14 protein-coding genes and 3 pseudogenes are annotated in these 14,108 nt (G+C 42.5%); 8 read left to right on the forward strand and 9 right to left on the reverse strand.

The window, feature by feature from the left end:
- Window positions 1-5: 5 nt before the first annotated feature.
- From RAM70_RS22090 to RAM70_RS22105, 4 genes are all read right to left on the reverse strand, one after another.
- Entirely contained in the window at window positions 6-908 is a 903-nt protein-coding gene (locus RAM70_RS22090) for a DMT family transporter (RefSeq protein WP_190381576.1), read from the reverse strand.
- Between the two features lie 249 nt (window positions 909-1,157).
- Window positions 1,158-1,547, reverse strand: coding sequence for a hypothetical protein (locus RAM70_RS22095; RefSeq protein WP_045360666.1), 390 nt, complete (start codon window positions 1,545-1,547; stop codon window positions 1,158-1,160).
- The gene (locus tag RAM70_RS22100) at window positions 1,544-2,113 is read right to left on the reverse strand and encodes a hypothetical protein (protein WP_045360664.1); all 570 of its coding nucleotides are present in this window, start codon (window positions 2,111-2,113) and stop codon (window positions 1,544-1,546) included. The genes RAM70_RS22095 and RAM70_RS22100 overlap by 4 nt, the downstream gene beginning before the upstream one ends.
- Window positions 2,114-2,543: 430 nt before the next feature.
- Window positions 2,544-4,127, reverse strand: coding sequence for an ApeA N-terminal domain 1-containing protein (locus RAM70_RS22105; RefSeq protein WP_288002192.1), 1,584 nt, complete (start codon window positions 4,125-4,127; stop codon window positions 2,544-2,546).
- A 504-nt stretch (window positions 4,128-4,631) separates the two neighbouring features.
- On the opposite strand from RAM70_RS22105, the gene acsF reads away from it, so the two are divergent.
- Complete coding sequence (gene acsF / locus RAM70_RS22110) at window positions 4,632-5,708, forward strand: magnesium-protoporphyrin IX monomethyl ester (oxidative) cyclase (protein ID WP_002752007.1); 1,077 nt, start codon at window positions 4,632-4,634, stop codon at window positions 5,706-5,708.
- 164 nt (window positions 5,709-5,872) lie between these two features.
- Window positions 5,873-6,403 (forward strand): zinc ribbon domain-containing protein, encoded by a 531-nt coding sequence (locus RAM70_RS22115; protein ID WP_045360662.1) that lies wholly within the window; start codon window positions 5,873-5,875, stop codon window positions 6,401-6,403.
- Here the strand turns inward: RAM70_RS22115 and RAM70_RS22120 are convergent.
- Window positions 6,392-6,544, reverse strand: a complete 153-nt coding sequence (locus RAM70_RS22120) for a TFIIB-type zinc ribbon-containing protein (RefSeq protein WP_193745632.1) — start codon at window positions 6,542-6,544, stop codon at window positions 6,392-6,394. The genes RAM70_RS22115 and RAM70_RS22120 overlap by 12 nt on opposite strands.
- 125 nt (window positions 6,545-6,669) lie before the next feature.
- On the opposite strand from RAM70_RS22120, the gene RAM70_RS22125 reads away from it, so the two are divergent.
- On the forward strand, window positions 6,670-7,113 hold the full coding sequence (locus RAM70_RS22125) for a F0F1 ATP synthase subunit beta (RefSeq protein ID WP_312675649.1): 444 nt from the start codon (window positions 6,670-6,672) through the stop codon (window positions 7,111-7,113).
- Here RAM70_RS22125 and RAM70_RS22130 read toward each other — a convergent pair.
- On the reverse strand, window positions 7,110-7,442 hold the full coding sequence (locus tag RAM70_RS22130; RefSeq protein ID WP_312675963.1) for a transposase family protein: 333 nt from the start codon (window positions 7,440-7,442) through the stop codon (window positions 7,110-7,112). The two genes, RAM70_RS22125 and RAM70_RS22130, sit on opposite strands and share 4 nt — an antisense overlap.
- 308 nt (window positions 7,443-7,750) lie before the next feature.
- On the opposite strand from RAM70_RS22130, the pseudogene RAM70_RS22135 reads away from it, so the two are divergent.
- Window positions 7,751-8,730, forward strand: a pseudogene (locus tag RAM70_RS22135) (IS30 family transposase); the annotation flags it as partial.
- Window positions 8,731-8,744: 14 nt separating this feature from the next.
- Window positions 8,745-9,083: pseudogene (locus tag RAM70_RS22140) on the forward strand (Rpn family recombination-promoting nuclease/putative transposase); the annotation flags it as partial.
- Between the two features lie 261 nt (window positions 9,084-9,344).
- On the opposite strand, the gene RAM70_RS22145 reads toward RAM70_RS22140, so the two are convergent.
- On the reverse strand, window positions 9,345-10,103 hold the full coding sequence (locus tag RAM70_RS22145) for a sulfite exporter TauE/SafE family protein (RefSeq protein ID WP_045360638.1): 759 nt from the start codon (window positions 10,101-10,103) through the stop codon (window positions 9,345-9,347).
- 254 nt (window positions 10,104-10,357) lie between these two features.
- On the opposite strand from RAM70_RS22145, the gene RAM70_RS22150 reads away from it, so the two are divergent.
- Window positions 10,358-11,245, forward strand: a complete 888-nt coding sequence (locus tag RAM70_RS22150; RefSeq protein WP_045360637.1) for a lipid kinase — start codon at window positions 10,358-10,360, stop codon at window positions 11,243-11,245.
- Window positions 11,246-11,247: 2 nt separating this feature from the next.
- Here the strand turns inward: RAM70_RS22150 and RAM70_RS22155 are convergent.
- Window positions 11,248-11,607: pseudogene (locus tag RAM70_RS22155) on the reverse strand (amino acid ABC transporter substrate-binding protein); the annotation flags it as partial.
- Window positions 11,601-12,104: a dTDP-4-dehydrorhamnose 3,5-epimerase family protein gene (locus RAM70_RS22160; protein WP_312675651.1), complete on the reverse strand. Its 504-nt coding sequence runs from the start codon at window positions 12,102-12,104 to the stop codon at window positions 11,601-11,603. The gene RAM70_RS22160 and the pseudogene RAM70_RS22155, both read right to left, overlap by 7 nt.
- Before the next feature lie 11 nt (window positions 12,105-12,115).
- Here RAM70_RS22160 and RAM70_RS22165 point away from each other — a divergent pair, with 11 nt between their 5' ends.
- Window positions 12,116-12,664 carry an aldolase/citrate lyase family protein gene (locus tag RAM70_RS22165; protein ID WP_045360635.1) on the forward strand — a complete coding sequence of 183 codons (549 nt, stop codon included), beginning with the start codon at window positions 12,116-12,118 and terminating at the stop codon, window positions 12,662-12,664.
- A gap of 267 nt (window positions 12,665-12,931) precedes the next feature.
- On the forward strand, window positions 12,932-14,068 hold the full coding sequence (locus RAM70_RS22170) for a glycosyltransferase family 2 protein (RefSeq protein ID WP_190381558.1): 1,137 nt from the start codon (window positions 12,932-12,934) through the stop codon (window positions 14,066-14,068).
- The last annotated feature ends 40 nt before the right edge of the window (window positions 14,069-14,108 follow it).

Here is a 14,108-nt window from a genome sequence, read left to right on the forward strand (position 1 = left end):
ACCACTCATTGAAACAAAATCCCAATTCCTAGCAAAGCAATCATCACCCCGAAAATCGCCCGCAAGTTAATCCGATCCCCCATCATGGCAGCGATCGGCAGGACAAATAAAGGACTGGTAGCGGTGAGAGTTTGGGCAATACCCACAGGAGAGAATTTTAAAGCAGTTTGCTGTAACCAAATGCCTAAAAACGTACTGCCGAAAGCAGTGACAATAATAATAGCAATCAGACGCAATGACCAGTTAATCGCTGGTGATGATTCCTGACGGCGAAAAAACATCATAATTAACACTATTCCCGTCCCCGCTAACAGACGAAAAAGGGTACTCTGCAAAGACGACATTCCCGACTGCACCAGTGCCTGACGAGATAAAACCGCCCCCACTGCTTGGGAAATCGCTGCGATTAAAGCCCAGGGAATTCCTCGCCGCCAAGGGCGTTGACTATTGATTTCGAGAGTTTTTTCGGAAATAACCCAAGCAACCCCGAAGATGGTCAAAATAATGCCAATATAAGCCGATATTTTCAGGGATTCCCCCAAAAAAGTCGCCGCCAGAATCGCCCCCAAGGCAGGCGAAAGGGTTTCTAACAGGAGGGTTTTTCGCGGTCCCAAATAATTAAGGGCGGTAAAATAGGCCGTGTCACCGATTCCTATACCAATTGCGCCACTTGTCAAGAGTATAAATACCGAACTTTGCTGATTAATATCGCGCCATTGTCCGGAAAGGGGCAGCGTCAGGGCAATTAAAGCGATTGCGACTACTCCTTTCAGAAAATTAAGCAATAAAGGCGGGATTTTCTGGCCTAATAGGCTATAAATCGCCGCAGAAATCGCCCAAAGTGCCGCCGCACTCAAAGCCGCTATCTCTCCCGTTAAATTTTCACCGAGACTAAATCCGTTGAGCATTATAGCAGTTTTTATCAGGATGAGGCATGGGCAAGGGGCTTAAGTCCCTTGTTGGCAAAACTTGTCGATACCTTAGTAACGTGAAAAGCGCTATGTATCATCAATTGTTATGGTTTGAATTGAGAAAATCCTTCTTCCCTCTTGTCAAGATAACGGCTAAAGTGAGCGGCGGTGAGAGAACTAGAACGAAGCGCAAAGACTTTGTACCGTCCGCTCCACTGTGTTGTTAGACCGTGCCTCACCGATCCATTACTGATTTACTAAGCCTTGCAGTTCTTTGATGTCAATATCAATTCCTTGACGCTTCAGATATTGACTCAGATTGATTTGAATGAATAGATCTTTGAGTTCTTCCGCGATCTCTGGGGGTGGATTCCCGGATAATGCTGTTGCGATCAGGCGTTCTGCGGCTCGTAGCTCACCACATTCGATCGCTAAAGATGCAGCGCTACGGTGGAGGACAGATCGAGTGGGTTCGGCATCGAGAACGCCAGCAATTAAATTAGCAGCTTGGGTTTCTTGTTCAAAGGCTTGGCGTGTCAACTGTGTCGCCTGTTTGATCGCACCTCTCAAGCGGGCGACTGCCGCTGCCTCGGCTAAATCCATTGCTTGTTGGTGAAACGTTTGAATCTGGCTCATTGAAGTAAGGCTCCTTCAGGATTCTGTTTTGTGCTAACGACAGAGATCGGGCGACTGAACTCTACCACAATGATATAGGCTGGCAACCCTTCTGCGTCAGATGGACCAGTTTGTTCGATTTTTTGCTTGACTCTGGCATTAATTTTACTGCGATTGCCCTTACGAATCCCAGAGACTTCTAGGCGTGCCATTCGCTCAAACGGCAATGTGATAGCTGAATCTTGACTTCCTAACCAATAATCAAATCCAGTCCCTTTTCGGGAACGTTCAATAACTGTGAGATTGGTCAATTGCAGAATTAACAGGAATGCGATTCCATAAGCAGCTTGTTCCGTCGTGTACTCTTGATCATTCCAACATCGTCGGGTTTGCTCGGTGACAGGTTGCCAATCGAGTTTGAATTGAGTGGAAAATTCTCCCTTAACTTCGAGTGTTACTCCTGGTTGGTGAGCTTCATCGGTTAGACAAATCGCACCCGCTTCCGCGATCGCAGACCCAAAAGCGGGTGTGATAGCGGGAAGTCCTTGGTTAAGGCTTTGTAAGTTTAGAACTAGAGGCTGACTCAAAGCGTTATTGCCCCACAGAAACTAGAGGCTCAATTTTACCTTAAATGTCGGCTTGAAGGAACCCTCGGTTTTACCTCGGAGATGAGAGGCTACGCCAATATAAAACAGCACTTCGACAGGCTCAGTGTCCACACTTCGACACATTTCGACACGCTCAATGTAAAGGCTCAGTGACACGAAGCACAGCTAAAAATAAGCGACCCTGTTGCAACTTTTGCCCCTCTATTTTAACCTAAACATTGGGAATCTTCGCTAACATTCCTCAACTGGTCCCACCAGAGCGGCATCGCACTTTAACCCACAGCTGCAATAAATGTGCATGGTGCGTTCCCCAAAAATCGATCGGTGGAGCAGTGGGAGTCACATTAGGGAACGCACCCTACCAGATCGGCGATCGCACTTAACAAGCAATATAATCGTGAGTGGTTAATCAGTTTGAAGGTGGTCGCCATTCTTTCTGATATGCTCTATTTCGCTCCACAAGAATTTTAATAGACTCATCGGGAAGGTTTAGCTCTCTTAATAAGCAAATTTGTAGAATCACAGTCAACGTATGAAAAAGTTGAAATAACTCCCGACCCCTTGCCGCCTGTTGTCGTTTTTCTTTATTATGATGCGTCAATGCATTCCGAGTTTCAGAAGCTCTCTTAGAAAATAATTCCCTATCTTTTTTGTTTCCTATAAAATCTGGCTTATTTGGCAGCAAGGAGGACACTTTATTAAGAATTTCTTTGAGTCTTGTCTCTAAAGTAAAGCTTGTTTGATTTTTTAGTTTTCCCTTTAAAGCATTTCTAAACTCATCACTAATTCCATTTTCTTGATTATCACTTTCACTTGGAAAATCGTTCAATACCTCTATAAATTTCTTGTAAAGTCCTTTTTTGTAAATCTTTCTATCTTGATATGAACCTTCATACTTGCTTGTATGATAAGCCTCCAAAGCTTGGATTATATTTAGAAATTTATAACCCAAGTAAAGGCTAGAGCTATACATTGTTGCCATTAACAAGTCAAAAACAGGTTCATATTCCTCCCTTTTATTAATCCATGCTTCAAAGAATGATCCCAAATTGGTTTCTACATCACTAAATCGAAATAGCATTTCATTGGGGGACAAGTTTATCTCAGAACTCTTCGTAGGATTGCATACATCAAATATTATGATGACTTGAGTTTCCCGCGCCTCTTTTTCCAGTGTGAAATCTCCATTTGCTTGCTGTACAGGCTTTTCATGAATGACATCTGCTTTCCCAGTAACCTCAATTACTAAAGTTGCTTTTGTCATTGCAAAGCTTAACAAATCACTGAATCTTATCAATAAATTGACACAATCATCTATTGGTTGATTGCAGGGATTTTGTATGGTCAGATAAGTTTTTTGCTCAATATTTGCATTGTACGCGTTAGGGTAAAATGGATAAACACATACTGAAGAAAAGGTAATATATAAATCGAGACTGCCAATTTTCGCCAAATGAATACTCGATGGCGGCTGATAACTCATCCATATTTTGTTCTCTTCTTGAGATACAAAAACCTCTATTCCAGATTTGCCAACCCATTTCTCTAGATGAGAATATTGAACAGAAATAGATTTAAATTTTATGTCCTGTTCATATTCAAAGTGAATTTTTCTAAAAACATACCTGACATTGAACGAAATGCGTGTCAATCTGCCTTTTACAAATTCAAAGCTTTTACTTCGTTCAGAACACCTGTATAAGGTAATTTCTTCATTGTTATCAAGCAAACCGAGAATAATGATTTCCTCAAACTTTATAAAGTCAAGTCGTACAGCTGATGTTAGATTTGATTCCCCTTCAATGGAAAAAATCTCATTTGGAAAGGCAATGTCTTCTACCTGACCTATCTCTTCAAACTGTGAACTATAAAGCGAACCAATTAATTCTAATGTTGCGCCACTCTCAGGCGAAAAGCTTAGTTTTCCTGGAACTACTACTTCTGGTTTGTTAGGAAGCCACCACTTCCCTAAGCTCACAAATTCTTCAAGCATCTGCGTTCAGTATGTATTTGGCTCGGCGCTGATTATACTATGAAATTTTATCCAGAGCAATGTTTGCTCACAAGTAACCTTAAATTACATTTTACTAAAAACTTTCCGCCAGTCTAACCCTACATCCCAACAGCTTCGCCTCCGGTTACGCCCCTACCAAGGACTAAGCGGCATAACTACATATTATAGGTCAACTTTCTGCATAACACTCTCCAGAGTAAAGATATACGGAAACTTTCTGCATAATACTCCATTTAGGCGCAATCGCCAGAAGTTTTCCCCATATCACCCCACCTCTCCGAACAGTTGTCAAGACTCCCAGGGAAAAAGCCGCGTTTGTTTACACAGCTTAATTAAGAGTTGTAACTTTTAATGAACAGGAAGGGAGTCTAGGGCTGAGAGCTTGCTATAGTGAATCCTAGCCGTTTTTTCACGGCTCGTCATTATCATCTCAGAGCCTTTACTCGTCCTAATCATCATCCCAGAGTAAAATCAATAATCCCTATGGTCAGCACGATCCAAAAACCAGAATTCGAGGAAATCCGTCCGGGTATAAAAGTTCCCGCTAAAGAAACGATCCTCACTCCCCGCTTCTACACCACTGATTTTGAAGCGATGGCGGAAATGTCGATCGCCGCTAACGAGGAAGAACTGAAAGCGATTTTAGAGGAATTCCGTACCGATTATAACCGGCATCACTTCGTTCGCAATCAAGAATTCGATCGCTCTTGGGAGCATATTGATGGCGAAACTCGTCGCTTATTCGTGGAATTTCTGGAAAGATCCTGCACGGCTGAATTTTCCGGCTTTCTTCTCTACAAAGAACTCGGCAGACGTTTAAAAAACAGAAATCCCGTCCTCGCAGAATGCTTTAACCTCATGTCCCGGGACGAAGCGCGTCACGCTGGGTTCCTTAATAAGGCTTTATCGGATTTTAACCTCTCCCTTGACTTGGGATTTTTAACCAAAAGCCGTAACTACACCTTCTTTAAACCGAAATTTATCTTCTACGCCACCTATCTTTCCGAAAAAATCGGTTATTGGCGCTATATCACCATTTATCGTCATCTCGAACAACATCCCGAAGATCGGGTTTATCCGATTTTTAACTTCTTCGAGAATTGGTGTCAAGACGAAAACCGTCACGGGGACTTCTTTGATGCGATCATGCGTGCGCAGCCCGATATTCTTAACGATTGGCGCGCTCGTCTCTGGTGTCGTTTCTTCCTGCTTTCGGTCTTCGCTACGATGTATCTCAATGATACTCAGCGTTCCGGTTTCTACGCCATTCTCGGTTTGGACGCTCGCGAGTACGATAAGTATGTGATCGAGAAGACCAATGAAACCGCCGGCCGCGTCTTCCCGATTGTTCTCGATGTGGATAGTCCTGAATTTTATGATCGCCTAGAGATTTGTGTTCGCAATAACGAGGGATTACGGGCGATCGATAGCGAAAACAGTGCCGCACCAGTTAAATTCCTGAAGAAATTGCCGATCTTCGCCTCTAACGCTTGGCAATTCCTCAAATTGTACCTGATGAAACCGATTCGGGTCGATAAATTAGCCGGTAGCGTCCGTTAAAAAGTTTGTTTTCTTGAGACATGGTGAGGGTGGGTTAAACCGCCCTTTTTTTGTCGATAAAATTCTTAAGAAAATCCTCTAACATTTCTATCCTCGCTAGACTGGATCCTGGGGGTGTTAACTAGCTTTTTACTTTTTACTTTTTACTTTTTCCTGTCAAAAATATGGCTATTTATAGTGAATTACCCACAGGACAACGTCTCTATCTCGATAATCAAGGGCTGCAGACGATTGTTACCCTCGCTAGTGGTGCAGTGGGACAACAACAGCAGTCTAGCAGTAGTTTTGCCACGGGAGTTTGGACAAAAGAACCCCAAATAGAGATAATTCCCCAAGGGGCGATGATTGAAATTATCACCGAAACCGGCCCCCACAGAATCCAAATTCAAGGAAGCAGTATCGGTTTTTCCTCCCCTCATACCTCTAGAGCTTCTCAGTCCTCTCAATCGACCACTGCTACCAGTTTCTCCTCCTCACCGATGCAACCGATGCAACCGATGCAACCGATGCAACCGATGAAAATGGGTAATATGTCGATGAATTTTGCCCCCATGGAAATGGAGATGGGAGATATGAAAATGAGTATGGGAGACACAAAAACCGTCAGCAAAGTCCGATTTTGTCGTCAATGCGGGGCAAAAGTAGCGGCAACCGATCGCTTTTGTAGTAGCTGTGGTCATCAGTTACAGCAATAAAACCTGTTTAGCTAAATCTATAACTCCTTTTCGGGCAAAATTTTGTTTATATTGGCTGAATTGACCTGCTTCCAACCAGATTTGTCCACAGCGATCGCACTTTGCGTACCAAATGGCGTGTTTATCGATGTCTAATACCATTTTTCTTTATTCTTGGCAGGTATCTTACCCCCCCTTGCCCCCCGACATCGGGGGGGTTAGGGGTGAGGGCAATTAACCATCTCTGCCATTACTTGTGAAAAATGGTATTAAAGCCATAGACGTGCTTGTCCCGTTGGAACGGGGGGGGGAAAGCAGGATTATTTGGCGGAGCGGGTGTTGGCAAGACGGTTTTGATTACCGAAATGATTCATAACATCGTCAAGCAATATCAGGGAATTAGTATCTTCTGTGGAATTGGGGAGCGATGTCGGGAAGCCCTAGATTTATATCAAGAAATGCGCGGAGCCGGGGTTTTGCAGAATACGGTGATGATCTTTGGGCAGATGGATGAACCGCCCGGTGTCAGATTTCGCGTCGGACACGCCGCACTGACGATGTCGGAATACTTTCGCGACACGGCCAAACAAGATGTCTTACTGTTAATTAACAATATCTTCACCCCGTGTGCAACTATATTTTCAGTCTTGATTTACAAGAGACTTGTTCCTCCCATAAGAAAAAGCCGAATGAATTGTTTTGTGAGAAGTTCAGCTGGCTTCTCCTTTTAATTAATGCTTATGCTGCCGCACCCATAAAAATTCCATAATCCACAAGCCGTTAAGATTAATTGAGCATCAAAATTAGCTACACGATTCCTATAAATATCGGAAACTGCACGGTATCTTTTCACCCCAGAAAAAGCATTTTCACCCACAACTCTTTCTTTGGCTAGTTCTCGATTTTCTTGTTTTTGTTCTGCTGTTAACTCTCCTCCCTTCGGTTTTTTGTGGGGCAAACGGATATTTACATACTGTTTTTGCACTCCCTGAAATCCTGAATCAACCAAGACTGGGATTTGAGCAGGGATGCCGCCAATTAAGTCTTCTTGTTCTTGTATCTTTTTATCATGGGTTTTTCCGCGCTTTCCTAGGGGTTAACAGCAAAATCCTCTCTTCTGCACTAGCTGCTAGGTTTTTTCGGGTGCATCGCTTTTTCTTTCCTGAGTAGTTCTCTTTCTGTTTTTCCGCGTCTTTGGGACGAGCTATCGGTATGAAGGTCCGAGGGACTATCACTTCTTTCACCTCTGGAAAATGTTGGAGAAATCGCCAATTCAAAAATGAAACGCATCAACCTCAAGAGTTGACAAAGAAAGGCTCATCAGGTACTGTCTGATCATTAACAAAAACAAATCAGACCCAAAAACGAAGCCCCCAACATCTTAACAGAGAACAAAGAAACTTACTCTACCAACTTAGTCAAGAGGGAAATTTATCTCAACGGCAAATGGCCGTCTGGCTCGGATGTCATCAAAGCACGATAGCACGAGAATTAAGAAGGAATCAAAGTTGCCTCGGCTGCTATCTACCTGACACAGCACAAGCTCAAAGCGAGACGCGCCGAAAAAATGCCAAACAACCCTTTAAAAATGTCAGCGAGTCAGCCTTAGAGTTGGTGAAAAAAGGATTGAAATATTATCATAGTCCCGAACAAATAGCAGGTCGTCTGAAAAAAGCTGGTCAAGAATCTCTCAGTCACGAAACTATCTATCAAATGATCTATCAGAACTATCAAGACTGTGGAAAGTATCAAGAATACCTACGCGGCTGGACGAGGAAAAAGAAAGAGTCGATACGGTGGGAAAAGTAAGCGTGGAGGGATTCTGTGGCGTGTAGATAGCTGCGAGCGACCAGCAATTGCTGACCAGAAAACCGAAATCGGTCATTGGGAAAGTGACACAATGATTGGAGGAAATCATCTAGGAGTTCTCGTTACATATATGGACAAAGGCTCGAAATTTTTAGTAGCAGGATTAGCCAAAAACAAAACCGCATCGGAAATCAACCCTTGTCACAGAAAAACTTTTCCAAGAGATTCACCCTGACCAAAGAAAAACCTTTACTTGTGACCAGGTCAAAGAATTTTGTGGACATCAAGAGTTGAGTCAGAAACTAGGAGCAGATTTTTATTTTGCTACTCCTTATCATTCTTGGGAGAGGGGATTAAACGAGCCTACCAATGGACTGTTAAGACAATTTTTTGCCAAGGGAACGAATTTCAAAATTGTTAAGCCAGAGCAGCTAGAAAGAGCCGTAAACTTGATTAACAATCGTCCTCGAAAATGTCTTGACTATCGTACCCCGAATGAGGTATTCTATGAAGGTAGATCAGACAGTGATGCAATTTAGACTTGAATTGGCCATTAACCCCCGACCAAAAACCGCAAGAACTCTTACAATTAATAGAGACGATTCTCGTTTATAAGTTACCGCTTCTCAATCGTCGGGAGATAGAAACTATGTTTAGTTTAGATGAATTAAAACAAACTCAGTATTTTCAAGATGTGCGCGAGGAAGCGCGTCAGGAAGGTCGTCAGGAAGGTCGCGAGCAAGGTCGTGAGGAAGGTCGCGAGGAAGGCAGACTAAACAAAGCACTAGAGGCGGTCCCTCGTTTGTTGGCCTTAGGGTTAAGCGTTGAGCAAGTCGCATCCGCGTTAGAGTTAGAGGTTAAACAGGTTAGAGCTATACAAAACGGGACATAATCTCCTTATGTCCTCATGTCTAGGATGTCCTGTTATACTAAATCCTGTTTGATTTGATTGATTCAAGCTAATGTTATGGCTAATACTGGGGAAAAATTGCTATTTATACCCCATAAATCATTGCTTAACAGCAAGCCCTATTCTACCCCCCCCCAATTTGTCAAGTATTCTCCGTTTTTTATTGATGAACACGGAAAAAACCCATCGGGGAGAGAGTGGAAGGGTTAGAAAGTTGAGATTTAACGAGTCCGTTGATGCGGTCTAAGAGCAAGCGCGGATGAAGAAATAAATGGCCATCAGTAGCAGAAAAATATAAAAAGTAATCCGCACCAATCGATCGGGTAATTTCGGTAAAAAACGAGTGGTTACTTGTACACCTAGTGAACCACCGATACCTAAAATAATCCCTTGTAGATAAAGAATATAACCGGCTTGGGCATGAGCGAAACAGGCGGCGATCGAATTGAGTAAAACCACACCTAAACTGGTGACAATGGCGATTTTGATCTTTTCTGCCAAAAAAATCATTTGTAGTGGCACCATGATCGCCCCACCGCCAATTCCGAAAATACCGGCTAGAAATCCGGCGATTCCTCCGGTTAGCAGACAGGCTAGATTAGGATGCAATCTAATGGCAGAAACTGGCTCTTTTTGGCTTAAATTTTGCTTGAGATTGGTTAAATAGATATTGAACAGTAAAAAACAACCAAAAGCCGCTTCTAGGAGGTGTTTGGGGCTAGATTTGACCAGATAGACTCCGATAAATGCCGTAAAAATCCCGGGTAAACCTAAGAGGAGAACTCGCTGCCATTTGAGGGAACCTAATCGCCAATTTTGGATCGTACCCCCTAGGGAAGTGAAAACGATCGCTAAACTGCTGGTAGCCACCGATTCCCCGTAACTGTAGCCTAAATTTAACAGGATCGCCACGGAGATAGTGCCACCCCCAATACCGAATAAACCCGCTAATAAGCCCGAAAAAACGCCTGTTATCAGTAAAATTAAGTAATATTCTGCCATTATCTTCGTTTCATGGCCTTTAAGGGTCTGAATTTGCTATTATACATAGGACTTACTGAAAAAGTAAGGGCGAAGCATTCGGATAGAAAATCTACGGTTTCAGCGATAGTTTATGCCCGAATGCTTCGCCCCTACAGGACTTGCACCTGTTTCGCAAAACCAGCCACTAAAACCCTTACCTCGTCTATATTTCACATTTATTCAGCAACTCCTAATTACATAACCTTTATCCCGGCACTCTGAGAAACTTACCTATGACTAAAAGAGCTTTACTACTAATCAATCGTCACTCGCGCAAGGGTAAAGAAAACTTTGCTCAAACTGTCGAGCTGCTCAATCATTGGGATTTTGAAATTATCAGCGTCCCTTTGAAAAAGGTAGAAGATATACCTTTTTTGATGGAAAAATATCGCTCTAATATTGATTTAGTTATCGTCGGTGGTGGCGATGGGACTCTTAATGCTATGGTGGATGTGTTGGTAGAAACTCAACTGCCCCTAGGCATTATACCTTTGGGAACGGCTAATGATTTGGCCCGGACTTTAGGGATACCGAATTCTATTGCCGAAGCCTGTCGAATTATTGCGGAAGGTAATTTAAAATATATCGATCTAGGTTGGGTAAATAATAAATACTTTTTCAACGTGGCTAGTTTAGGATTAAGTGTGAAAATTACCCAAAAACTGAACAAGGGTTTAAAGCGACGTTTGGGGATTTTGGCCTACGCTTGGACAGCCCTACAGTTATTAAGTAAAACTCGTCCTTTTACCGCTATGATCGGTATTGATGGCCAAAATATCAAAGTTAAAACCCTACAAATAGCGATCGGAAATGGTCGTTATTATGGGGGAGGAATGCCGATCGCTCATGATGCCCAAATCGACGATCAAAGATTAGATTTATATAGCCTAGAAATTGAACACTGGTGGCAAATTTTCCCGCTTTTATGGACATTACCGCGAGGACAACAGGGTTTATTATCTTGGGTGAGAACTCTTAAGGGGAAAGAAATTCAAATTCAGACTCGTAAACCCCATAGTATCAACACCGATGGCGAAATTACTAGCACTACTCCCGCCATGTTTCGGGTTATTCCGGCGGTTTTAGGGGTCTATATTCCCCGTCAGGAAACACAATCTTAAAATTAACGAAAAGGAGGAGAATACAATAAACCCCCCTTTGTCCAAAGATTATTTAAACCTCGATCGAGTTGCAGGGGTTTACCGATTTCCCGATCATAAATTTCACCGTAATTACCCACCTGTTTTAAGACTCTTTGGGCAAAATCATTGGGTAAACCCATATCTTTGCCTAACTTCTCATCGATACCCAAAAAGCGCCGAATACTGGGGTCTTTGCTATCGGCAAAAGTGGCAATATTTTGGGAGTTAATCCCAAATTCTTCCCCTTGAATTAAACTAAAAACGATCGAGCGGACGGCATTGGACTAAGCGGGATCACCATCGGCCACGGCCGGGGCCAAGGGTTCCTTTGATATTACCACTTAGTTTCCCACTGATAGGGAATAATATTAGTATCATAAGGTAAGCGATCTTCATCGGGTGCGTCTGCCTGAAAAGCGACCGAGTTTAGATGCAGTGCAAAAGCTTCCCGCTCGCCAATTGTCTGAAAACCATGCCAAATACCGGGAGGAATTTGTACCAGTTTAGGAGCCAATTCGCCTAAAAATATTGTGTTAATTTTGCCTCTGGTGGGTGAGGTTTCCCGGTCATCGTAAAGGACAAGTTTCAACAGTCCTACCATGACGGCAATTTGATCAATTTGCGTTGTGTGTCTGTACCAAGCTTTAACAATACCGGGCAAAGTTGAAGTAATATAAACTTGTCCAAAGCCGGGGAAAATCTTATCGTCAGCCCGTTGAATTTCCATGAGTCGTCCTTTTTCATTTGGCAATAACTTGAGAGGGCAAACTTCTACACCTTCTATCCATTGCTCATTAGATTGTGTTAACTTTGTCATAGCTAAAGACTTAAGAATCATTGATCACTATAATGAACCCCATAACGAGCCACTATACTACAGATATTGACCATTTGCGTTTATTTCTATTTACCACAGATGCTTTATTAGCTAAACAAGCCGAGCAAGTAGGGATTGATAGTATCATTGTAGACTGGGAACGGATTGGTAAACGAGAGCGACAGATTAGCTATTCAACCCAAATCAACGCCGATACACCAGAAGATGTGGTTGCTCTAGCTGAAGTTATCTCCATCCCAATTACAGTAAGAATTAATCCCTTAGATAACAATACTTCTGACGAGATAGAAACTGCCCTAGATTCTGGAGCTAAGATTATTATGCTACCGATGGCAAAAGTTCCCAGTGAGGTAGATAAATTTATTTCTCTAGTCAATGGAAGAGCTAAAACCCTAGTCCAAATTGAGACTCACACATTAGTAGAACATTGCCATGAGCTTAGAGATCTAGGTTGGGACTATAGTTATATTGGACTGAATGATTTAATGATTTCACGCCAAAAAACTCTATTTGGGATTTACTGGCAGATGGTACAGTTGAACAAATTTTTCAAATTTTAAACAATCGTATCGTTGGATTCGGTGGAGTAACGAGAATTAGTGGCGGCAACCCTATACCCTTCCTCGAACTTCTGCATGAGATGGCGCGGCTCAATTGCGGTTTAAGTGTTTTGAGGCGTACTTTTAAAAACGAAATGAGTGGCCGGAATCTTCAGGCGGAGATCCAAGCGATTCGAGCTGCTTGGGTAGCGGCGCGTCTTCGCAGTCGGGAAGCAGTTTTAGCAGATCATCTCACATTTTTAAAGCGACTGGGAGCAAATTAGAATTATGATATGGCTTATAGATCAAAACGCTAAGGCTATAGACGTAGCTGTTATTATCCCTTTATTCAACGGCTCTCAATGGATTCGACAAACACTCGAGTCAGTATTTTCCCAGTCTCAACCACCGAGAGAAATAGTAGTGGTTGACGATGGTTCTGAGGACGAATCCCTAGAGATTGTCAAGTCTTTTTCAGGTATCACTTTATTACGAAATCCTGACAAGGGTTCTCATTGCGCCCGCAATTTTGGATTCAAACATACCAATGCGCCTCTAGTAGCATTTCTCGATCAGGATGACATCTGGCATCGAGATCACCTGCGCCTTATGAGTACGATCCTAGAGCAATTTCCCCAATCTGCTGCTTGTGTAGCCAATTGCGCCCATTTTTATGAAAATAGCCTAAATTTTCCCTCTCCAGTCCTTAATTCTCAGTTTTTTGCTCCTTGGGACTTTTTCCCTACCAATTCTGTCGCCACTCCCTCAGCCATTGTGATTCGACGCGAAGCACTCGATTCCATCAATGGCTGGCCAACACAGTTTACGGGAACTGCTGTAGATTACTATACTTGGTTAAGGTTAAGTGTTAATCAATCTCTGATAAGAAACCATTGTATTACGGTTGGATATCGTCGCCATAATAATTCTCAGGGGACGAAGTTAAGATTACAAAACCTTGAAAAATTAATAGATAATCACATAAACACTTTAGCAGATGCTCTTCGTTATCGGGTTTCTGTCTATCCCCAAGATGCTGTATTACTGGAAAATAGATTGAAATCATTAACTAATATCTCGGATATTATCACAGCCACTATCACTGCTGATCAATCACTGCTGGTGAAAGGTGCTATTTCCTTTGAAGAAAGTCTAGCTAATGAGTCAACTGCTTTTATTAGCTCAATGTGTAACTTGCTGTTATGGTTTTTATATCCTTACTTAGACCCTCAAGAATTTACTTTGAAAATCATCCTCAAACATTGGCCAAATAAGGCAGCCAAAACCCGCCAAGGATTGAGAGAGCGAATTGCTTTAAGCAGAATCCTTCCGAGACATCTATTAGCACATCCATTTGACCTAAGTTTATGGGCTTTATTAGTAGAGTTTGCACCTTTGATAAGCAATAAGCTTATGCCCCGATAAATTACTATGACAAATTATATAATCATTAATTCAATCAACA

It is taken from the genome of Microcystis wesenbergii NRERC-220, from assembly GCF_032027425.1.
GTDB lineage: Bacteria > Cyanobacteriota > Cyanobacteriia > Cyanobacteriales > Microcystaceae > Microcystis > Microcystis wesenbergii_A.

What these genes read in the sequence shown, in the direction of transcription:
- RAM70_RS22090 (WP_190381576.1), bottom strand. Translation starts at nt 908, where the DNA reads ATGCTCAACGGATTTAGTCTCGGTGAAAATTTAACGGGAGAGATAGCG.
- RAM70_RS22095 (WP_045360666.1), bottom strand. Translation starts at nt 1,547, where the DNA reads ATGAGCCAGATTCAAACGTTTCACCAACAAGCAATGGATTTAGCCGAG.
- RAM70_RS22105 (WP_288002192.1), bottom strand. Translation starts at nt 4,127, where the DNA reads ATGCTTGAAGAATTTGTGAGCTTAGGGAAGTGGTGGCTTCCTAACAAA.
- acsF (WP_002752007.1), top strand. Translation starts at nt 4,632, where the DNA reads ATGGTCAGCACGATCCAAAAACCAGAATTCGAGGAAATCCGTCCGGGT.
- RAM70_RS22115 (WP_045360662.1), top strand. Translation starts at nt 5,873, where the DNA reads ATGGCTATTTATAGTGAATTACCCACAGGACAACGTCTCTATCTCGAT.
- RAM70_RS22120 (WP_193745632.1), bottom strand. Translation starts at nt 6,544, where the DNA reads ATGGTATTAGACATCGATAAACACGCCATTTGGTACGCAAAGTGCGAT.
- RAM70_RS22145 (WP_045360638.1), bottom strand. Translation starts at nt 10,103, where the DNA reads ATGGCAGAATATTACTTAATTTTACTGATAACAGGCGTTTTTTCGGGC.
- RAM70_RS22150 (WP_045360637.1), top strand. Translation starts at nt 10,358, where the DNA reads ATGACTAAAAGAGCTTTACTACTAATCAATCGTCACTCGCGCAAGGGT.
- RAM70_RS22160 (WP_312675651.1), bottom strand. Translation starts at nt 12,104, where the DNA reads ATGATTCTTAAGTCTTTAGCTATGACAAAGTTAACACAATCTAATGAG.
- RAM70_RS22165 (WP_045360635.1), top strand. Translation starts at nt 12,116, where the DNA reads ATGAACCCCATAACGAGCCACTATACTACAGATATTGACCATTTGCGT.
- RAM70_RS22170 (WP_190381558.1), top strand. Translation starts at nt 12,932, where the DNA reads ATGATATGGCTTATAGATCAAAACGCTAAGGCTATAGACGTAGCTGTT.